Source organism: Anaplasmataceae bacterium AB001_6 (assembly GCA_020002265.1).
GTDB lineage: Bacteria > Pseudomonadota > Alphaproteobacteria > Rickettsiales > Anaplasmataceae > AB001-6.
Genome location: CP048228.1, coordinates 544309 through 567225 on the forward strand (window position 1 = coordinate 544309; position 22917 = coordinate 567225).

Genomic DNA, 22917 nt, shown 5'->3' on the forward strand with positions numbered 1-22917 from the left:
GTTTTTTGTTTACCCTTTGTTTTATCTAGTGAAATAATTTTTATTTAAAATATTATGTCAGAATATGTTAAATTTTTAAGCAATCAAGAAGATGGTGAATTGATATCTAATATATCCAGCAGTGCTGTAATTAAGATTTCTGCAGAATGGTGTGCTCCTTGTCAATCTTATAAACCCGTATTTGCCAAATTTGCGAGTGAATATACAAATATTGATTTTTATGATGTTGATATCTCGTTGTCAAAATATTTATCAGATAAATTTGATGTAAATATCATGTCTGTTCCTTTTTTTATTTTTGTTAAGAATGGAACTAAAGTAATGGAAAAGGTTGGTTCAATAAAACCTGATCAATTTGTTCAATATATTAAAATTCTAACTATTGAAAAATAGTGAATTAAAATTATCCTCTACTGCTTTTTTAATCTTGTTATTCTTAAGTTCTTGTTCTAGAAATTCTACTATATGTTTTACATATCCTGGTTTATTAATTTTACCTCGCATTGGAACTGGAGATAAATAAGGGGCATCTGTTTCTGTAAGCATTTTATCGATAGGTACCTTTTTTTTAGCTATTTTAGCTATATCTTTAGCATTTTTGAAAGTTATTATCCCAGAGAATGATATATACATGTTCATATTTAGAGCTGAAGTGCATAATTTATCTGAAGAAGCAAAACTATGTAATACTGCTTTAAATTTACCTTTAGCATACTCTTCTTCTAGAATTTTTATCATCATTTCATCGCATTCTCTGGAGTGTATGATAACTGGTAAATTAGTATTTCTAGCAATATCTATGTGTGTTATAAAAAATTTTTTTTGCAATTCTGGATCTGTATGATTTTTATAGAAATCTAACCCTGTTTCTCCGATAGCAATTATTTTTTTATTATCTAGTATACAATTTTCCATCTCGTGTTTTAGTCTTGATAGATCTATTTCAGAAGAGACATTATTAGGATGAATACCTATGGAACTATATATAAAATCATATTTATTTGCTATAGAAGACATGTATGTTATTTCATTCATATTAGTACATACATTCAATATTTTTTTTACACCAATTTTTTTTGCATCTAAAATAATGTCATCTATTTCATCTTTTTTGAAAAAATGTAGGTGGCAATGCGAATCTATTAAATTATCAGGCATATATAATTATATTTATTATTTTCGTAAATCATAATTTATTGATGTTTTGCTCTTAGTATTTTCATCAATGTTTTTTATTATTAATGCACAAGAAATTGCATAATTAGTATTTTTATATTTATAAGTTCCTGGTACCACTAAAGATTTTTCTGGTATCTCTCCTTGATAAATTACATCACTGTTTATATCTATAATTTTAGTCGATGAAGTTAAATTTACTCCTGATGATATAACAGATTTTTTTCTAACAATTATTCCTTCTGCAATTTGCACCCTACCTCCTATAAATACATCATCTTCAATTATTACAGGGTTGTTATTTAATGGTTCTAAAACACCGCCTATACCAACACCAGCGGATATATGACATCTTTTACCTATTTGCGCACAACTACCTATGCTAGCCCATGTATCTATCATTGTATCATCATCTATATATGCTCCAATATTAATAAAAGATTTCATTAATACTACATTTCTTCCAATATAAGATCCCTTTCGTGCAAGGCATCCTGGAATAACTCTGATATTATATTTTTGAAAATCTTCTTCTGTCCATTTAGTAAATTTTAGATCACACTTATCATAAGAATTCTCATCAATTTTATATGATTTTGAAAATTTCAGATAATCCAGGATAGCTTTTTTATATTGAATATTGACTAAGTATTTGCTTTCTGTTTTTTCTACTATTCTGATTTTACCTTGGTCTAACAACTCTATTATCGTCTGATAATTTATATTTAGAGAATTTTCATTTTCTATTTGAGTATTCATTGCTTTTTCAATTTACTACTTATTAGCAATAATCATACAAATATCATTCATACATTGCAAACGTTACTCTTATTAGAATGGTTGATGAACATAGTAAGACAGAAAAGCCCACAAAATTTAGGTTAAAAGAGGAGAGAAAAAAAGGAAATGTACCATTTTCCAAAGAATTATCTTTAGGAATGATGATACTTATCTATTCTATTATTATATATTTCTTTTTACGGCACATAGTAGATCATATTATTGTTTTATTAAGAAGTATAATAGAATTTAGCTATATGGTGGATCAGATAGATATAAGATATTTGGTTTTTGATATTTTTGCACAAATATTTAGTATTTTGCTTTTTCCATTATGTTTATTATTTATTTTCGGTTTGTTTGGTGGATTTGTACAGAATGGTTTTGTTTTTTCATTTCATAATTTAAAACCCAAGCTAAAAAAATTATCTCTTAAAGAAGGGGTATCTCGGCTATTTTCTAAAGAATCATTGAAAAATACTATTATATCAGTAATAAAAATAGCATTCTTGTCAGTAATACTTTATCTTTCTATTAAAAATCAATTACCATTATTATTTAACATTAGCTCTAGTCTATATATTAACGATAATTTATCGTTGCTGTCGTTAAGTATAAAAAAAATGATGCTGTATATAGTATATTTTATGATTTTTACTTCAATTGTAGACCTTATTATTACTAGAAAATTATATGTTGATAAACTTAAAATGTCCAAAAAAGAGATAAAAGATGAATTAAAGAGACAAGAAGGTGATCCAAAAATTAAATTGAAGTTAAAAAATAAGCAAAAAAAGCTAATTAATGAAATAATAAAAAGTATAGGATCCGCAGATTTTATAGTTGTGAATCCAGAGCACTATGCAGTAGCTTTAAAATATGATAGTGAAAAAATGTATGCACCACGAATAGTGTTAAAAGGAATTGATCAAACTGCTCTGATTATAAAAAATTTAGCAATAAATAAAAATATACCAATATTTGAAGATAAAAAGCTAGCGCGTGCATTATATGATAACACTAAAATTGGCGAATATATCCCAGAAGAATACTACATCGCTATAGCCAAGATAATCAGATCAATAAAGAAGTATCAAGAAATATAGTGTTATCTATCTATACAATATTTTCATTAAGAAAAGACATCAAATCTTCTGTACTTTCTGCTGCTTTAAAAGATATCAATTTTCCATTTGGTGCTAATAAATATATAAATACAGAATGGTTTATATCTTCAGGTTCATCAACATTATCCATGACAAAAACTTTATAATTATTTCTCATAGCTAATATATTTTCTTTACTACCTGTTAGCATTTCTATTTTATTTGTATAATTTTTCTGGTATTTTTTCAGTACTTCGGGAGTGTCATGATCAGGATCAACTGTTACAAATAAACCTATTAATTTATTATTTTTTATCTTATTTAAGGCTTCTGTCATCATATCTAGATGAAAAGGACATATTTGCTTACATCTACTAAATCCAAAATATAAGATAACGTATTTCCCCAAATAAGTATTGTCTGTTACTACCGCTTCATCTTGATTAATAAGACTAAAAGAACCCCCAATTTTTGTCATATTATTCACTGAATATTTATCTTTTTTTATGTCATTAACATAAAAATAAACTGCAATAAAGGCAGATATAATAAAAGAAAGAGATATTAAATACTTACTGATTTTTGACATAAAGACAACTCAAAACACATAGTGTCATCATATCATAATTTTTTTTACAATAGTAGTATAATATTTACTTATTAAGTCTTTATTATATTCATAGCATAAATTATTGCTTTCTCTTATTTCAATTGAATAAGGAACTCTTTGTATGATATTTTTGTTTTTTTCATTATTTAAGTAATTATTTTTTATCATATCGTATTTTTCATGGCATAAATTTTCTACTATTCCAAGATTTTTTACGTTAAATAATTCCAATAAACGTTTTGTTTTATTTATTCCTATATAGGATATATTATCTTGGGTTGCAATTAATATGCATCCGTCTAACATATATTCCGACATTAAAGTTATTAATATATCGCCCGTTCCCGGGGGAGTATCTATAATTAGAATTTCAACATTTTGCCAATATATTTCATCTAATAATTTTTTAATGAATTTTGAAAGCATCGGGCCTCTCCATAAAACTGCATCATTTGTATCATCAATAAAATTTGCAACTGAAATGAAATTTATATTTTTATACACTATGGGCATAAACAGTTTATGTTTATCAGAGAATTTTACTATTTGCTTTTTATCTTCTAGAAAATGAGTAATGGTTGAGCCATATATGTCAGCATCTATTATTCCTATTTTATATCCTTGATCTGTCATATTTCTTGCTAAATTCAGAGCAGTTGTTGATTTTCCTACTCCTCCTTTCCCTGAAGCTACAACAAATATCTTTTTTATGTTAGGATTCAGTGTTTTTAAATTTTTTTTTTCTTTCATATTTTTTTTATTTTTTTATCTATTATAAGTGAGCTTAATTAAGATTTTTTTTCTGATGTAAAGATGATTGAGTAATTATTTTGCTTGATTATAAAACATTGTTGTTATAACTCTTATTTTACATTTCTTCAATTTTTTATTTTTATGAACTTTAATGATGCGTATCAGATATATTCTTTTAATTTTCTTTATTATTTCACTCGCTTACTACGATTTATCTATTTTATTTTCTGATGAAGGTTTTTTTCAAAGTAAGAAAATAAAACTGGGTCTAGATATAAAAGGAGGATCGTATATAAGGTTAAAAATTGATCATAAATTTGCTATGAATGAATATTTATATGATCTGCGTGGCAATATAGAAACTGAATTAGAAGAAAAAAATATAGATTTTGCATCAGTAAAATACGATGGGTATAATAATGTGATTATTAAACTCAATGACTTAAATTCTAAAAAAAGAATTGATAAGATATTATCTGATTTAAATAAAGATTTTAAAATAGTTCATGAAAATAGAAACATTATAATAACGCCTAAAGGGAGCTTTTTAGCTTATCACGCTAAAGAAATTATGGAAAATACAATTGAAAGTATTAGAAGAAGAGTCGATGCAATAGGAACAAATGAAGCGCAAATTAGTCATCAAGGCTTAAATTATATATCAGTGCAAGTGCCTGGTATTGATAATCCGGATAAATTAAGAGCTATAATAGGGAAGAATGCAAAATTATCTTTTCATTTATTTGCCGATGACGATACAGAAGGAGATTCTACAATAATAAAAGATAAATTAGATAATAAATATAAAATAAAGAAAAATCCCGAGATGTCTGGAGATATTTTAAAAAAGACAACAGTTACTTATGATAGAATGGGTGAGCCTGTAATTTCGTTTTTTATGAATTCCAAAGCATCCGATAGATTTGCTTATATAACAAAACATAATGTAGGGAAACCACTTGTAATAGTTCTTGATGATGTTGTTTTGACTGCTCCTGTTATTAAAGAGCCAGTTATTGCAGGAAAAGGTGAAATTAAAGGTTCCTTTACAAATGAAGAAGTATCAGAGTTAGCCTTATTGTTAAGATCAGGTTCTCTTCCTGCTCCATTAAAAATAGAAGAGGAAAAAATGATTGGAGCTACATTGGGCGATGATATAATAAAATATGGTATAGAATCAGCAATTGTTGCGCTGATTGCCGTTGGTTTATGTATGATATTTACATACAGAATATTTGGAATATTTTCTGTTATTGCTCTAACAATAAATTTGATGATAATGCTATGCATTGTCAGTGTATTGGGTATAACAGTTACTTTACCAGGGATATCTGGTATGATACTAACGATAGGGATGTCAGTAGATAATAATATTTTGATATTTGAAAGAATTAAAGAAATAAATATGGAATATAAGGATATGACGTATTCTGTTAGAAGAGGCTTTACGTATGCTAAATCTGCTATATTTGACGCAAATATTACAACAATGATAGCAGCTGTCATGATGTTTATTATTGGTGTTAGCACGGTTAAAGGATTTGCTATAATGCTTTCTTTAGGTATTTTATCTTCTATGTTTTCATCTCTATTTATTACCTATTCTTTGATATGTATTTGGAATGGTATTAGATCTTATTCTTAATTCATATTAAAACCTTAGGTGCTCTATAATTATTAATTAATAAGTAATATATGGATCTTCATAAAATAAAATATATGTCTGATGCTATCAGATGTTTATCAATCGATGCTATAGAAAAGTCAAAATCTGGTCATCCTGGTTTACCATTAGGTATGTCAGACGTGGCAGCTGTGCTATTTTCTGAATTTTTGAAAATTAATCCGGATAATCCTAAATGGATAGATAGAGATAGATTTGTTCTTTCGGCAGGGCATGGTTCAATGCTGCTCTATTCTTTATTGCATTTTTTTGGATACGATGATTATAAGATAGATGCTTTAAAGAATTTTAGACAGCTTGGCTCTAAAGCGGCAGGACATCCAGAAAATATATGCTCTAATGCGATAGAAGTGGCCACAGGTCCTTTAGGACAAGGCTTAGCTAATGCTGTTGGTATGGCGATATCTGAGAAACTATTATCTAAAAAATTTGGATCTGATATATTCAATCATCATACATTTGTGATGGCAGGAGATGGATGTTTAATGGAAGGGATATCTCATGAAGCTGCTTCTTTTGCTGGTCACTTAAATCTGAATAAATTAATAGTGTTATTTGATAATAACAATGTTTCCATAGACGGTTTTGTTTCAATGGTTTCTTCAGAGAACGTGTTAGAAAGGTTTATTTCGTATGGATGGTATGTGGAGGAAATTGATGGTCACGACTATAACGAAATATATGAAGCTTTAAATAATGCAAAAAAAAGTGATAAGCCATCCTTTATATCATGTAAAACAATTATTGGAAAGTACTTAGGTAATGATGCTGGAACATCATCAGCGCATAGTTGGCCAATTGATAATTCATCTTTAGCCAATTTTAAAGATAATATAGAGTGGTATACAGATCCCTTTATTATTCCACCGAAGATCTATTCATATTGGAATGAGTCTATTTTAAGATGTAAAAAACAATATGATAAGTGGCAAGCTAATTTAGATGATATGGATAAAATTAGTAAACAAGAGATTGAATCATGCCTAACAAGAAATATAAGTAATGAAGTTTTTACAAAATTAGAGAATATGAAGAATTCTTTAGATAATTATAAAATGGATTCTACTCGCAAATACTCTAGTATTATTATTTCTGAGATTGTTAATCTAATTCCAAATATTTTAGGTGGCTCTGCAGATTTAAGTTCATCAAATTGTACATACGTTAAAGGTATGATTCCAATATGTGATATCAAAAATGAAGATAAAATAAATTATATTCATTATGGTATTCGAGAACATATGATGGCAGCCTGCATGAATGGAATAATTGCTCACGGTGGTTTTATCCCATACGTTGGTACTTTTTTTGTTTTTAGCGATTATTGCCGACCTGCAATAAGAATGTCAGCTTTAATGAAATTACCTGCAATATATGTTATGACGCATGATTCTATAGGTGTTGGAGAAGATGGACCAACACACCAACCTATAGAACATTTAGCATCATTTAGAAATATGCCAAACATAAATGTTTATAGACCTGCTAATATGCTGGAAACAATAGAAAGTTGGAATATGATTTTAAAAACTACTGATACTCCCTCTTTATTAGTTTTATCTAGACAAAAAATAATTACCCCTATACAAAATGAGGTTTATAATAATAGAAATTATGATTTAAGTAGAGGTGCTTACGTAATTTCCGATTCTGAAAAATATCCTCAGATTATATTACTATCTTCTGGAACAGAATTATCAATAGCGTTAGATGTGCAGCATAAATTATTAAAAAATGGTATATACTCAAGAGTGATATCTGTTTTTTGTATGGATATTTTTGATATGCAGTCTGATGACTATAAAAATGACTTGTTGCATTATGATGATAAAGATATGATAAGAATATCTATTGAGGCTGGGATCAGTTCATGTTGGTATAAATACATAGGTTTTAGAGGAATGCATTTTGGCTTAGAAGATTTTGGTTTATCAGCGCCTTCTGAGGATTTATTTAATTATTTTGGTTTAAATTCTCAAAAGATATATCATAAATGTATTGATATGCTCTCTTCTAAGAATCATTAATTTTATTGATTTAAAAATTTTTTATTTTTATGGAGAAAATTGTAATATTATCTGTTTTATTGCCTATGATTTCTGGTATGGCAGTTGCTATTATACCTAACAAATTTATTGCTTGGTTATTTTCTATTATATCTATTTTGGGTAATATAACGCTAATAGTATTATGTATATATGCTACTTATTATGGAAATAATATAGGGTATAATATAGGCGGCTGGGATCATAACTATGGAATAGAAATCAATATAAATGCCGTTTCTTCTTTTTTATTATTGGCTATATCTGTTGTAGTATTTAGCATTGTATTTTATTCAAAGAATTATCTCGATAAATTTTTTATTTTAGATAGAAAATTTAGATATTTTTTATCTTGTATAATGTTCTGTTATACTGGTTTATCTGGTATTTTAATTACGAATGATATCTTTAATCTATATGTATTCTTAGAAGTTTCAGCGCTTTCTTCATATACTTTATTATCAATTGGAGCTTCTAAAAGTGCATTAAAAAGAGCTTTTTCGTATTTGATAATTGGCACTATAGCATCAACTTTTTACTTATTTGGTGTTGGCATTGTTTATGCTGCTAGTGGTTCATTAAACGTTACCGTTATTATTGATTATATTAACAAAGGTGTTTCTGACAACAATTTGATGATGTTTGGGATAGTCTTTATGGTTATTTCAATGCTTATGAAAATTGCTGTTTTTCCCTTTAATTTTTGGGTTACAAAAGCTTATTTTGAAGCTAACAACTTAGTTACAGCATTTCTTTCAGGTTCTTCAACAAAAGTGATGGCTTTCGTATTATTTAAAATTTTTATATTAATAAATTATAGTTTTGGATCTTCCATAGTTTCTAAATATATATCAACAATTATCATAATAATTGCATTTTTATCTATATTTATTGGAATATCATATGCATTTTTATCTAATCAGTTAAAACATATACTAGTTTATTCTAGTATAGCGCAAACAGGATACATATTATTAGCGATAACTTCCACGATTACAATTAACAGCAACGAAAATATGTTGTATTCCATGCTAGCAGTAGTCTTTATGATAGCAAGTGATTCTATGATAAAGACTTCCATATTTGTATGTGAAGATATAATATCGAACATTATTCATGACATACACCTAACAAATATACAACAATATAATCATCGTATACCTGGATTATTAAAATCATTTATATATCTTAACATAATGTCTTTAATAGGTTTGCCAGCAACTTTAGGATTTTGTGGAAAAATATATCTAATAACATCATTTGTATCTGATAAGATAATGTTGATATTGATATCTTTATGTTTGGCATTTTCTCTTATATATTGTATGAAAATTGTATATTGCTTTTACATTAAGAGTAATGTATTACATTTACAAAATGATAATAGTCTCAAAAATGCTAAAACAGATGCTTTGAATATAATATCAATAATATCTATAGCAGTTCCTTTAATTGTAACTTTATCTTTGGGAACTTTTTTATCCTTTGAATCTGTTACTGCGATATCTAACGCGGTAGTAAATTTATATACAGATCTATAATGAATACTAGATATTTACTCAATTAAATCCATAGATTGAACACTCATAGAAATAATGCTTAATAGTAAATTAAAGACATTTTTACCATCTTTATAAGAATTGGGATCGTTGATAATACCGCTTTGCTTATCCACTTTTATTTGATAGATGTGCATTATCCACTCTATTGCAGACCTACCATTAATGACATATTCGTAGGCTTTCTTAGGGATATTACTTATTGTAATATTTTCATTATAAATTATAGTAGTTTTATCCTTATTATCGGCAAATTTCATTTTTTTCACATCATAAAATTTTAGGTTAGAATCATCCTTACCGGCTATATCAATTTGCACTTCATCGAGCGGTTTTACATTTTCATAGTTTAGATGTAAATCTGCTAATTTTTTTCCCATGATATGAAATTTATTGAAATCTTCTAGCATGGGTATACGCGGCAGCGACCTAAATAAAAAACCAGAGAAATCATCCTGATAATCTTTTGAGTACAAAACACCATATATATAATAGAAAATATCCTCCTTGGTGATTGCATCGTTATACTTTTGTTTAAACTTAGAAAGCGTTGCATCTGTTATGTTGTCATGCCTGGTGTAGCCGTTAATGCTATTTACATTAAATAAATTATTTGTTTGCTTAGCATAGCTATATAAAGCAAACCATTGGCTATTTTCTATTAAATTCTTATCTGGGGTAATATTAACCATTAAAGGGTTAAGCCCCAGGCCACGTCTGCCAATAACGCCAATAAAAATATTTGGCAATTGTGCAATTGGCATAAGGGCTGGCATTTGGAAAACACTATGGTTTAAATCCCTGCCGTAATAAAGATATTGCTTACAAAACGGACGATATAAACTTTCTCGTATGCCATACGTAGCACACTCCTCTCCTATATTTTTCATGCTATCCTTTCCCCCTTAGTATACTATATATCCCTAAAATCCCTAAATGATAGGGTTTCTAATTTTTTTAATTTATTTTTTAACCCGACCGACCAACTAATTTTTGTACTATCGTTTGAAACAAAGTCATCAAGTTTTTTTTGGTCAGCCATAATTTCTTTCATATTACTTGCTTGCTCTAATCTTTTAACCTCGCTGTTATAAAATTCTATGGTGCGCTTTACATTTTTTTCCAATTCTTCTCTGCTAAAGTTATATACCCATGCATCCCTACCAGTAGAAACACCCATGGTGTAATTAGCAAAAATGCTATCGGTTTGCTGGTTTTTTTTATCACCCATCACCTGATAGCTTTCATATTCGAGGTTATCGCGTTGTTCCAGCCAATCAGCGTATTTATTAGGAGTTATTTCCTTCATAGGTAGATTTAAAAAACTACCGTATTCTTTGATAATCTCTAATTTTTCTTTTCTAGATTTATAATCTCCGATATCATAATAATAGATCTTAGCATCTTCTTTTGGATGTTGATTCGTCTTTTTTTGCATAACAAAAAGCCATATACATATTGGTGTACGGCTAGCTTTACCAAATATTTGTCCACCTTCTTTTCGTGATACCTCTCCAGAAGTTCTCTGATTACCACGTAAATCAAATAGGTAAATTTTATCATATTCTTTTACTAAGCTTTTGCGTATACCGCTATCTACCTTAGTAGTCATAAAAGAGCCATTTGTCACAAAAGAGACAATTCCATGCCCTGCTGCTTCTAACCTATCGGTTGCAAATCTAATAGCTTGTTTATAGCTATCGTAAAGTTTGCTTGAGTTCTGTGCCCCTGAAAGCTTGGCATAAGTATCTTGTATTTTTTTATTTAGCTTTGGATACTCAATATTTTTATTATTATCATTCTCAGATTTTTGCCCAGCAGAATACGGTGGATTACCAATTATTACTGTTATTGGGAGATCTTTTAATTTATCTATACGGTCAGTGTTTTCTTTAATATCTATTTTGGAAAATAACCCCTTAGTTTGATGTATATCTTCAAAGATATTAAAGGTATCCGTTAAGCAAATACCTTGGAATGGTTTATATTCATCATTTATAAAATGATAAACCATCTCTATATTTACAGTTGCAATATAGTAGGCCAATAACACTATTTCATTAGCATGAATTTCATTTTGAAATTTATATTCCAATTTTGCTTTTTCTATTAATCCAGATTGCAATAGCCTAGTTATAAAAGTTCCTGTACCTGTAAAAGGATCTAATATATGAACATTCTTATCACTTAAATTTCTATCAAACTCTTTCTCTAAAACATCATTGCTAGACTGTATAATGAAATCTACAATTTCAATTGGAGTATAAACTATTCCTAATCTTTCAGCCATTTTGGGAAAAGCATGTTTAAAAAATTTATCATATAAATCGATAATAATTTTTTGCTTTCCTTCGGCATTGTCTATACCAGAAGCTCTTTTTCTGACACTATCATAAAATTTTTCTAGACTTTGTGTTTCATAGTCTAATTTTTCTGAAAAAGTATTTAATACATTTTGTATTCCGTGTGATACAGGGTTACTTTCTATAAAGCCATTATATTCTTTTGTTTGCACAAATAGTGCATTGAATATAGGTTGAGTAATCACATGTTGTGCTAACATCTCAATAGCTTCGTCTTCTTCTATAGAATTATTAATGTTTTTCTGCAAGACATTTAAAAATTCCTTAAATGTTTGTTTTGCAATACCATCTTGTTTTACTATTCCATTGATTATTTCTATATGTCTATTAGCTATGATAGAAATATCTTTTGCCCAATTTTCCCAGTATTTCCTATCACCACATTTTTCTGCTATTTTAGCAAAGAGTGAATCCTCTAATCCTTCCGAAAAATCTAATATTGCTTGATGAATTTTATCATTATGTAATTCTTCTTTTACTATAGAACCTATATTTGCCATGATTATTTTTGATGGTTTATTTTTATTTAATTCCATTTTATTTATTTCTGCATCTAGCCTATCATCATGACTCCTTAATGCATTTACTACTTCCCATATGTGAGAATAATTAAAATCATTTTGCAATATAAAATTTTCATCTGAACCTGGGGGAATAGCGATAGGCAATATTATGTATCCCATTTCTTTCTCAGGAGATTTACGCATTACACGACCAACAGATTGCACTATATCTATTATTGATCTACGTGGTCTTAAATACATTATGGCATCTAATGCAGGTATATCTATTCCTTCACTAAGGCACTGTGCATTTGAGAGAATCCTACATTGATTTTCAGAGATATTTTCCTGTAACCATGCAAGTTCCATATTACGTTCTAAAGAATTTTGGGTTCCATCAACGTGATGTACTTCACAGTTCAGTTGATTATCATCTTGATTATTATTAATACAATGTAAATTTACTACTGTTTGAAAGCACTCAGCTATAATTCGTGAACTTGCAATATCTCCCGAAAAGGCAATTGCGCGTTGCATAGGTTTATCATTACCAAGTAATGAAATAGTAGATTTATTAGCTATTTTTTTTGATAGTGCATTAAAACAACCAATTATTTTAGATCTATCTGCTAGTTTTATTGGTTTATCTTCTTTATGAATTTGACCTTGATGCATTTGGTAGTTTACGTACTCTTCACTTACTGTGAGAATTATTATTTGGTAATCAACTAAAAGACCAAGTTCAATTGCTTCACCAAATCTTAATTCATAAAAAGTTTTTCCATATGTTTCTTTATCGTCCATGCAAAAGAAATCTATGTCTAAATCTTTTGCCTTTCTTTTGCCTCTTTCGTCTTTATAAACACGCGGAGTGGCTGTCATGTATAGGCGTTTTTGCGCATTAATATTCTTATTTTTATGCACTTTTAAAAAACAAGAAAGTTGATCATTTTGCTCAATACCAGTGGTCCGATGAGCTTCATCACATATAATTAATGAAAAGTCAGGAAGTCCTTTTTTTTGAGCTTCAATTACCACATCAATAGATTGATAGGTAGCTAAAATTGCTATTATATCGGAACTTTCATTTTCGAGAGAATATTTTATATTATTATATAATCTTGTATGATCGGTAGTAACAGGTATTCTTATATCACTAGGTGAGATATCTTCATCAATTTTAGTAACTTTTTTATCAGAACAAACAGCACAGAAATCAAAAGATCTATCTTTTTCTTCTATCCATTCTTTTAGTGTCTGAGATAATAAGGATAGCGAAGGTACCATAAATAGTACAATAGATTTTTTCTGCATTATTTTTTCAGTTATTTTTAAGGCAGTAAAAGTTTTGCCTGTTCCACAAGCCATGATAAGTTTACCCCTATCACTAGTCCTAAAACCTGTAATAACATTATTTAATGCTTTTCTTTGGTGTGCTCTTAGTATTTTTTTACAAGTATCTTTTTTCTTTAATACAATAGGGTTTTTTTTATAATCGAATATACTCCAATCTATAGATTCATCTTGATAAATTGCATCTATTCCTATCCTTGTTAAAGGAATTATTTGGTTTTGAATGATATTTTCTGAATTTTTATTCCACTTATTCGTAGTGGAAATAAACAAACGTTCTGAAAAATAATCTTTCCCTGAAGCAGCTAAAAAGGTATCTACATCATGTTTGTTAATTTGATGATTTTTATCGTAAAATTTACACTGAATTGCACAATAAGTATTTGAATTTTTTAATTTTGCTACTAGATCTATTCCAATATCATTCGTTTCTTTTAATGGAAAATCCTTCCATTCCCAAACTTTTTCGTATCTATCTTTATAAAAATAACTTAATTCTAAATAATTTTTCACTATCTTCTCAAAGATAGTTCCAACATCTCTAGGGCATAAGTTAAGATGTTTATAGTTTTCTAGCAATTCTTTTAAATTATTCCCCATACCCTACCCTATATTACAAGATATATGTAAGAATAATAATAAAATAAAATAATTAATTTTTTAAAAAAATAAAAATTACTATACTATATGCACAACATATCTATATCGTTGTGATACAATTTTAAATCTCCAATTATATTCCAATACCTTGGTTAAGATGCTGGCGATTTTTCTATAATTTTTTGATTTTCATAGAAAATATGTACCATGAACATCTATCAGAAGTTGCTTAATTACTTTAAAAAAGTCCTTAATTTACTAGATCTAGTAGGGTTGCGTAATTTTCTCAAAGCTTTTGCTTCTATTTGCCTGATTCTTTCTCTTGTAACATTATATTTATTTCCAACTTGTTCTAACGTTAGACTATTATTTTTGGTACTCATGGTTCCAGTACCACTATTTACATTGTTAGATAGACCAAATCTAAATCTTATAATTTTTTCTTCTCTGGGTGATAAACCAGATAATGCTTCATCAATAACCCACTTTAAATTTTTTGACAAAAGTATATCTATTTGGCTTTTAATATTCTTATCTTCAATAAAATCACCAAAATATCCCCCACTATTATCATCATTGCCGATAGGTGTTTGTAAACTTATAGGATCTTGATTGACTTTCATTGCTTTACGAACCTTATCTACTGACATCTCACATTTTGATGCCAATTCTTCAATCGTAGGATCATCGCCTGTAACGTGTAACATGCGTCTTTTAGCCTTCATAACCTTGTTAGAAGTTTCATGTATATGTACAGGTTTTCTTACTATGCTACCAAAATCAGCAATAGCTCTTGTTATAGCTTGTCTTACCCACCATGTTGCATAGGTAGAAAACTTATGACCTCTAGTATGATCAAATTTATCTACGGCTCTCATAAGACCTATATTACCTTCTTGTATTAAATCTGGAAAAGGCATTCCACGATTTGCATATTTTTTTGCTATTGATATTACAAGTCTTAAATTAGCTTGTACCATTTTATGCTTTGCTAAATCAGAGTTATTGACGTGAAGCATGATTTTATTAGTAAAAATATACTTAAATAAATTCAAATCAATTTTCACTGATTGCTCTATTGCATCAAGTTGTGTGTATATATCTTCAATTTCTGGATAAGAGCTAATAGAAACATTTTTTTGTAATAAAGAATTAAAAAAACATTTATCTAATAATGATTTATTTTTTTTGAATAAAATGGCTTTATCAATTAAATTATTTTGCGTACAAAGTTTAATCAATTGTGACTCTAGTCTAAGTATTCGAGCGTTTATCTCATTAAACTCTTTTATCAAATAATTGATGATTTTTTCACTAAATTTCAATTTTTCTAAAGAATTAAATAAATTATCATATAATACGGATAATTCCTTTGTTACATTAATATTAGATTTATCAGAGCTTATTTTTAAATTGTTATTTGCTTCAACCAAAATTTGTATTTTATCGCATATTTTTAGTGCTTCCGAAAATATTGTACATACTGTTGGTAACAATTCTGTTTCTAATTCTAGTAATGATTTATTTCTAAATTCATTATCATTCAAATTTTCTTTATCTTCTTTATCTTCTTTATCTTCTTTATCTATTGACTCTTCAGAGTTTAAAAAGTTTGAAAAAAAACTTGCTTCTAAATCTAATATTTCTCTCAATCTTATTGTTGGTGTAACATCTTCATTTTCAGACTTAATCTTAGATTTCCAATCTGACATTTTAATGGCAAACATAGGCATCATCAGTATACCTTTAAATCTCTCCATTTTTTCTTTTACTATTATCTTAGATATCTCAACTTCTTCGTTTCTGTTTAATAAACTAAGATTGCTTATTGCTTTTAGGTACATTCGTACAGGATCATCACCGCTGACGTATCCACCAGAAGATTCTTCATCCATGCTTTCAGAATCATCTTCTTCTGCATTTAATGGCTGTTCCTTTGCTATTTGCTCGGCTTCATCATCATCATCAATAACATTTGCTTCTAATGTATTAATAGAATCATCATCTCTTCCAAAAAAATCTACTCTATCTTTTATCATATTAGAACTATCAGAATTGTTATCCATTAAATCCTTAAATGATGTAAAATTTCCTCTTTTATCTGAATTTTTATGATTTTCACTCATTATTATTATATTCCTCTTTATCAATTTATTAATTAATTCGAAAAGAATTCACTAAATTTTTATTAAAAAATTCTTCTATCAGCAACTTTGATGAAACATGTAAAGTTAGTAACAAAAATTATACAGCATCTTTATGAAAAATGTTATGAATACTCAAATTGTATAATGTATTATCATTGACATACAATATATAAAGCACTATCTATTATAGATAATATTTTGTTATTGTTAATATTAGTTAAACAATATTTTTTATTTCTTGTTTATATGGATAAAACAAATTTAATATATGAAAAATTTTCAGAAGATCTAAATTTTATTAAGAGGTCTCTTTGACGTTGATAACAATAAAGTTAAGATTGAACAGATAGATTCTCAATTATTATCAGCCAGTTCTATAATGACTGATATCAATCATTATAATTCTCTTTTAAAAGAGAAAAGTAAACTTGAAAATAAAATAAAAATCTTTGTAAGTCTAGAGAAAGATATTTCTGAAGCTATCCAATTTTATGAAGCCTTCTTTGAAGATGAAAATAGTGAAGAATTTGATATCGAATTAAACAATATTGTTGATTCCTTAGAAAAAAAAATAAGCATCATCAAAACGCAATGCATGTTTAAAAATGCTGAAGATTTTAACGATTGTTTTTTGGAGTTACAATCAGGTGTAGGAGGAAATGATAGTAATGATTGTGCATCTATTATGCTAAGAATGTATATAAGATGGTCTGAAATATATCACAATTATAAAATTGAGATTACAGATAAGGTTGTTGGGGATGAAGCTGGTATAAAAAGTGCAATTATAAAAATTAAAGGTGATAACGCATATGGTTGGTTAAAAAATGAATCGGGAGTGCATCGATTTGTACGAATATCTCCATTTAATGCTAATGGTAAAAGACAAACAAGTTTTGTAAATGTTAAAGTCTCTCCGATTGCTGATGATGATATAGATGTGAAAATATCACAATCAGATTTAAAAATAGATACATTCAGATCTTCTGGAGCTGGAGGTCAACATGTCAATACAACAGACAGTGCAGTACGTATAACACACATTCCTACAGGAATTGTAGCGCAATGCCAAAACAATAGATCTCAGCATAAAAACAAAGAAGAGGCCATGAAATTATTAAAATCCAGAATGTATGATAATCTCTTAAAAGAGATAAATAACGAAAAGACTGAACAACATAAACATAGTCAAGATATCTCTTGGGGAAATCAAATTAGATCTTATGTGTTACATCCTTATCAAATGATAAAGGATAATCGTAACAATTCTCAATTTTCAAAAATTAATGAGGCTTTGGATGGAAACTTAGATCCCATAATTATTAATTATATAAACTCTTGTAATTAACTAAATATACTATTTTATATAGTATATTCCATTAAAAGAAGAAGTGTTATATATCACATTTTTTATGTCAATAATAAAATTATATTTAATAAAATATGGTTTACCCTTTTTATCAGGTTTAATAGGATTATTAGGGATATTTTTTTTCTTTTTCTCTTTTTTTTATCAACGGTATATATTATCTTTTATAGTTGTATTACTTGTTACATTGTTAGAATTTTATATTTCTTTTCTAATATTTAAGTATAAGCCTTTCTTAATAGCTTATTATAATAGCAAGATAAATATCAAAGTGACAACTGAAAAGAAAAAAGATTAGCTAGATATATCAATATTAATTTTTTGTACTAGAACATCTTTTATAAATAGAAGCATTTTTTTATTTTGTGTATATCTATGTTGCATAACTTCTAAATTTATATAAGGAATATTATTTTTTCCACAATAAATAGATAAAGATCCATCATCACATGCTTTTTCATTATTCTGGAGAATCACGTTATATTTTTTCTCTAAGATTATCAAATTATATATTTTTTCATCCGTTACAAGGAAAAAATCACTTGTATTATTTTTATCTATAAAAAATATATCTTTACAGTCATTATAAAATTTTCCAAAAGGTAGATAATTCCTTAGAGAGTAATCTAAACCACTGTTATTATGTACAGCTATTATTACTTTATATTTTATAATAATATTTGTTATCAAGCTTGATATTTCAGAAGTAAAATTCATAAAATCTTTCTGTTCGCTAGAATTAAGAAATTGAAATGAATTTAATATCAACTCCCTTCCGACATCAGTAAATATTCTATTTGGATCAAAGCAAGTATTATGTTTATACTCTATAAATCTAGAAGGCAGCCCACCGATTTTTTCTCTGTATTTAAAATATAAAAAATCAAAATAAGGACTGATATTACAAACATCTAGCGCAGAGTTCACAGCAGTTAATTCATCAGAATGCAGAGAAATTAGAAGAATATCATTCTTTCTGGAGTGATTAGATAAAAAGGAAACGTATTTATCAATAAAGCTATTATTGAGGAAATTCATATACTTAAAATAAAAAGGCCAGGACCGGAATTGAACCGATTTACAAGGATTTGCAGTCCTCTGCATAACCAATCTGCCACCTAGCCAAATCAATCAACCTCTAGTCTATCATTATTTCATATTATTCACAATGTATCTGGTTTCCAAGCAATAAAAATATTTACTATTCCTCCAGATAAAGGATAAATTTTTACATCTTCAAAACCGGCTGACATTATCATTCCTTTAAAGACCTCTTTATGAGGAAAATTTCTAATGCTATCAATTAGATATTGATACGCTTCTTTATTATCAGTAACCATTCCACCTACGATAGGTATAAATCTTGAATATAAATCATATAAATTTGCGATTATAACATTTTCTGGAACTCCAAATTCCATACATAATAATTGTCCTCCTGGCTTTATTATTCTATATGCTTCTTCTAAAGTTTTGGTGATGTTATATACGTTTCGTATACCAAATGATATTGTATACGTCGTGAAAGTATTTATTTTAAAAGGCATTTTCTCTCCTTCACAGCATATTAAATCAATTTGTGAACCTCTATTTAACATTTTTTCTTTGCATATTTTAAGCATTTGAATGTTTGGATCGCAACCAATTATAAAACTGTTATTATAAAATTTATTTTGCATTTTATGTATTATATCTCCTGTGCCGCAAGCTACATCTATCATGCACATTTTCTCATGAGATAAAATTTTGTTGACAAAATGATTTTTCCAAATATCATGAATACCGAGACTCATAATGTTATTCATCAAGTCATATTTTGTTGCTACTGAACTAAATATTTCATAAACTGTGTTTTTTTTATTTTTCATAATCAATTATTCTCTTTATAAGTGAGATAAAAATCTTTTTAGGCTTTACGTCATTATAAATTAAAGCCCTTTTTAAGTATAAATTAATTTATTTTGCAAATATTTATAATATATTTTGTAAAATTTTCTCTATTTTTTTTTATTAATTTTGTATTCTATATGGATAGAAGGTATTTGTTAAGCACCAATAGCAAAAATTTTTTAAACAGAAAAACCATATCTTTTTTCTTATATTTTACAATTTTTTCTTTGGTAATTTTATTATCTTCGATTTTATCACATTATTTCATATATAAGCACGAAGAGAATTTCTACCGTATCATGATATACGATATAATATTATTATCATCAATATTAGCATCCATTCTACTTTTCATTATCTATTTTTTAAACCTAAAAAAAGTATATGAAATGCAAAATATGTTTTTCTCTGCTTCTTTAAAATATTTAACAAAATTTTTCCTTATAATAGATAACAAGGGAAAGATAATTTATTGTGATAACAATAGTGAATATAATTTAAGAAAGATAACAAATTTCAAAGCACCACTTACTCAATGTAATATTTTTGATATATTCAAAAATTCAGAGATACATCATATATTGCGTCAGTCTTTATCTTTTAAATATAATTCTAATTTTTTTATCTATAATAATCAGAAGATATGCATTAATTCTTTAGATAAGCCATATGATTTCTTTTGTATTTATATTTTATCTGGAATTGCCAATTATTTTGATAATTCCATGCGTAACATACTTAAAACAAAAAAGATATCTAGAGTATGCACTGACGTTGATGGATATTTGATTAAAAAATTTAACGAAAATATTGAAATTAATGATGATGAGAAAGTTCATATATCTCAAATATTTACTCCCAAAAGTGATGTTAAAGGTATCATACACAATGTAAAAGATAATATAGAAAGCGTATTTTATAATACAGAAGAAGCCTTTTTCAATAAAGAAAAAATATTTATATACTTATTTCAAGAGATAAATATAAGTGATATAGATGAATTGCATAAATCACCTATTATAACTTTCAATACTGATCTCAATGGTGATATATTAGCTAAAAATAAGATATTTAAAGAAGCTTTTGGTGATAAGATAAAAAATATATCAGAGATCATAGAATATAAACAAAATATAAAATTGTCTAATTTACCCAACCCTTTACTAACTAGTCTAATTAACGGAAATTATGTGAGAATATATAGTCTAATTTCGCATAATATAATCACTTTTTATATTATAGACAATTCAGAAATTGTTCATTTACAAAACCAATTATCTCATTCACAAAAAGTTAGTTCCATAGGTCAGTTAGCAGGTGGTATAGCCCATGATTTTAATAATATACTTACGGGTATATTGGGATTTTGTGACCTATTAATTGAAAAAGATGCTAAAAACAGCAATATTGGGGAAATAATAGAGATTAGAAATAATGCGCAAAGAGGTACCTATCTTGTTGCTCAGATTATGTCTTTTGCAAGAAAACAATCTTTGAAACCTAAGGTATGTAACTTAAATACAGTACTCTCTAATACTACAAAATTTCTTTCACAAGTTATAGGAGAAAATATTAATTTTGATATAAAATACGATAAAAATTTATGGTTTGTAAAAATAGATGATGCTCATTTTCAACAAATAATTGTTAATTTAATTATTAATTCTAAAGATGCACTAGAAGATATCAATAATGCATTTATAAAAATAAGAACTTATAATAAGAATATTATAAGTAAAGATAAAAACGAAGCAATCTATGATGGAATACCGGTTGGAGAATATGTTGCTGTTTCAATACATGACAATGGCTACGGAATCAAAAAAGAAAATATAGAGAAAATCTTTAATCCTTTTTATACAACAAAAAGTACAGGAAAAGGTACCGGGCTCGGATTATCGACTGTATATGGTTTAGTTAATCAGATGCAAGGGTATATTAAGGTTAATAGTGATGAAAAGGGTGGAAAAACAATATTTTATATCTATTTTCCCAGAAGTCATGACTCTTCTGTGATAGAAATTGATAACAAAGATCAAATAAATAATGATGTTGTTGACATAATAGATAACGAAAATAATAACGTTAATATTATGATTGTTGAAGATGAAAAATCAGTAAGATTATTGTTAGAGAAATTTTTGATTAAACATTCCTATAATGTAATAACTGTTGAATCCAGCAAAGATGCAGTAGAATATTTTAGATCTCTTACAAGCAATAATAATAATTCTAATAAAAAAATTGATTTAATAATAAGTGATGTAATAATGCCAGATTTAAATGGTCCAGAAATGATAAAGCAAATATTTAATATATTTAGTGACATCAAAGTATTGTTTATTTCAGGTTATTCTAATGATCTTCTAAAAGATAAAAATATACCTATAGAGTTTCAACATATTGCAAAACCTTTTGCAATGAAAGAACTTCTTAAGAAAATCAAAGATATGACAGTAGAAAAAGTATAAATCTTAAAGAAAGAAATAATTAAAAGCTCCTATTATTTGATCCACTTTATTATCATTTTTTCCTAATGGCAAGAAACATTGTCTAAACTTTAAAACGTATTCCATAGTCTCTGCCTCAGATTCATCGATAACCGAATCCTTACTATCTATTACTGATTCTATGTAACTTACAATACCTTCTAAATCTTCGGATATAATTGGTATATTATACTCAAAATTATGCTCTTTATGGAGATCTACAATCTTTTTACCTATATGAGTCAATTGATAGTCAGTCATTCCTTTCTTATCCGAATAATTTATTTTAATTAGAAAGCCATAATCATCCCAAATATCAGAAAGTTCTTCCAAATCTATATCATCAATACTAGGATACAATCTGTCTTTTCTTACCTTATTCCAATAATCACGAAGTCTGTTTATTATTCTCCTTTCAAAACTTACCATTGAAAAAAACCAAATTAGAAAGCTATATGAAATTATGAACAATAAAAACTAACAATGGGTA

Annotated in this window: 17 protein-coding genes and 1 tRNA gene; 7 read left to right on the forward strand and 11 right to left on the reverse strand. The window is 27.4% G+C overall.

Annotation, left to right across the window (positions count from 1 at the left end):
• The first annotated feature begins 54 nt into the window (after positions 1 to 54).
• Positions 55 to 393, forward strand: coding sequence for a thioredoxin family protein (locus GUI12_02620; protein ID UAT43037.1), 339 nt, complete (start codon positions 55 to 57; stop codon positions 391 to 393).
• Here GUI12_02620 and GUI12_02625 read toward each other — a convergent pair.
• Entirely contained in the window at positions 376 to 1158 is a 783-nt protein-coding gene (locus GUI12_02625; GenBank protein ID UAT43038.1) for a TatD family hydrolase, read from the reverse strand. The genes GUI12_02620 and GUI12_02625 overlap by 18 nt on opposite strands.
• Positions 1159 to 1173: 15 nt before the next feature.
• On the reverse strand, positions 1174 to 1935 hold the full coding sequence (locus tag GUI12_02630) for a 2,3,4,5-tetrahydropyridine-2,6-dicarboxylate N-succinyltransferase (GenBank protein ID UAT43039.1): 762 nt from the start codon (positions 1933 to 1935) through the stop codon (positions 1174 to 1176).
• A 77-nt stretch (positions 1936 to 2012) separates the two neighbouring features.
• Between GUI12_02630 and GUI12_02635 the strand changes: the two genes are divergently transcribed.
• A complete protein-coding gene (locus tag GUI12_02635; protein UAT43040.1) occupies positions 2013 to 3062 on the forward strand; it encodes an EscU/YscU/HrcU family type III secretion system export apparatus switch protein in 1050 nt (349 codons plus the stop codon).
• 10 nt (positions 3063 to 3072) lie between these two features.
• Here the strand turns inward: GUI12_02635 and GUI12_02640 are convergent, their stop codons facing one another.
• Together GUI12_02640 and GUI12_02645 are read right to left on the reverse strand one after the other, a co-directional pair.
• Complete coding sequence (locus tag GUI12_02640) at positions 3073 to 3651, reverse strand: SCO family protein (protein UAT43041.1); 579 nt, start codon at positions 3649 to 3651, stop codon at positions 3073 to 3075.
• A gap of 27 nt (positions 3652 to 3678) precedes the next feature.
• Positions 3679 to 4422: an Mrp/NBP35 family ATP-binding protein gene (locus GUI12_02645; GenBank protein ID UAT43042.1), complete on the reverse strand. Its 744-nt coding sequence runs from the start codon at positions 4420 to 4422 to the stop codon at positions 3679 to 3681.
• A gap of 154 nt (positions 4423 to 4576) precedes the next feature.
• Between GUI12_02645 and secD the strand changes: the two genes are divergently transcribed.
• From secD to GUI12_02660, 3 genes are read left to right on the forward strand one after another with little or no spacing between them, the layout of a single operon-like run.
• The gene (gene secD, locus GUI12_02650) at positions 4577 to 6070 is read left to right on the forward strand and encodes a protein translocase subunit SecD (GenBank protein ID UAT43043.1); all 1494 of its coding nucleotides are present in this window, start codon (positions 4577 to 4579) and stop codon (positions 6068 to 6070) included.
• 50 nt (positions 6071 to 6120) lie between these two features.
• Positions 6121 to 8136 (forward strand): transketolase, encoded by a 2016-nt coding sequence (tkt, locus tag GUI12_02655; protein UAT43044.1) that lies wholly within the window; start codon positions 6121 to 6123, stop codon positions 8134 to 8136.
• Between the two features lie 29 nt (positions 8137 to 8165).
• The gene (locus GUI12_02660) at positions 8166 to 9695 is read left to right on the forward strand and encodes a hypothetical protein (GenBank protein ID UAT43045.1); all 1530 of its coding nucleotides are present in this window, start codon (positions 8166 to 8168) and stop codon (positions 9693 to 9695) included.
• Between the two features lie 14 nt (positions 9696 to 9709).
• Here GUI12_02660 and GUI12_02665 read toward each other — a convergent pair whose 3' ends face one another.
• The 3 genes from GUI12_02665 to GUI12_02675 all read right to left on the reverse strand — a co-directional run bounded on the left by GUI12_02665 (position 9710) and on the right by GUI12_02675 (position 16658).
• Positions 9710 to 10603, reverse strand: a complete 894-nt coding sequence (locus GUI12_02665) for a hypothetical protein (GenBank protein UAT43046.1) — start codon at positions 10601 to 10603, stop codon at positions 9710 to 9712.
• Between the two features lie 23 nt (positions 10604 to 10626).
• Positions 10627 to 14532: a DEAD/DEAH box helicase gene (locus tag GUI12_02670; GenBank protein UAT43047.1), complete on the reverse strand. Its 3906-nt coding sequence runs from the start codon at positions 14530 to 14532 to the stop codon at positions 10627 to 10629.
• A gap of 233 nt (positions 14533 to 14765) precedes the next feature.
• Entirely contained in the window at positions 14766 to 16658 is a 1893-nt protein-coding gene (locus GUI12_02675) for a sigma-70 family RNA polymerase sigma factor (GenBank protein UAT43048.1), read from the reverse strand.
• Positions 16659 to 16971: 313 nt separating this feature from the next.
• Here GUI12_02675 and GUI12_02680 point away from each other — a divergent pair, with 313 nt between their 5' ends.
• Positions 16972 to 18027, forward strand: a complete 1056-nt coding sequence (locus GUI12_02680; GenBank protein UAT43444.1) for a peptide chain release factor 2 — start codon at positions 16972 to 16974, stop codon at positions 18025 to 18027.
• 315 nt (positions 18028 to 18342) lie between these two features.
• Here the strand turns inward: GUI12_02680 and GUI12_02685 are convergent, their stop codons facing one another.
• The 3 genes from GUI12_02685 to ubiE form a co-directional block, all read right to left on the reverse strand.
• Complete coding sequence (locus GUI12_02685) at positions 18343 to 19086, reverse strand: hypothetical protein (GenBank protein ID UAT43049.1); 744 nt, start codon at positions 19084 to 19086, stop codon at positions 18343 to 18345.
• A gap of 15 nt (positions 19087 to 19101) precedes the next feature.
• Positions 19102 to 19172, reverse strand: a tRNA-Cys gene (locus GUI12_02690).
• Between the two features lie 39 nt (positions 19173 to 19211).
• Complete coding sequence (gene ubiE / locus GUI12_02695) at positions 19212 to 19916, reverse strand: bifunctional demethylmenaquinone methyltransferase/2-methoxy-6-polyprenyl-1,4-benzoquinol methylase UbiE (protein ID UAT43050.1); 705 nt, start codon at positions 19914 to 19916, stop codon at positions 19212 to 19214.
• 249 nt (positions 19917 to 20165) lie between these two features.
• On the opposite strand from ubiE, the gene GUI12_02700 reads away from it, so the two are divergent.
• The gene (locus tag GUI12_02700; GenBank protein ID UAT43051.1) at positions 20166 to 22409 is read left to right on the forward strand and encodes a response regulator; all 2244 of its coding nucleotides are present in this window, start codon (positions 20166 to 20168) and stop codon (positions 22407 to 22409) included.
• 3 nt (positions 22410 to 22412) lie between these two features.
• Here GUI12_02700 and GUI12_02705 read toward each other — a convergent pair whose 3' ends face one another.
• On the reverse strand, positions 22413 to 22856 hold the full coding sequence (locus tag GUI12_02705; GenBank protein UAT43052.1) for a PAS domain-containing protein: 444 nt from the start codon (positions 22854 to 22856) through the stop codon (positions 22413 to 22415).
• Between the last annotated feature and the right edge of the window lie 61 nt (positions 22857 to 22917).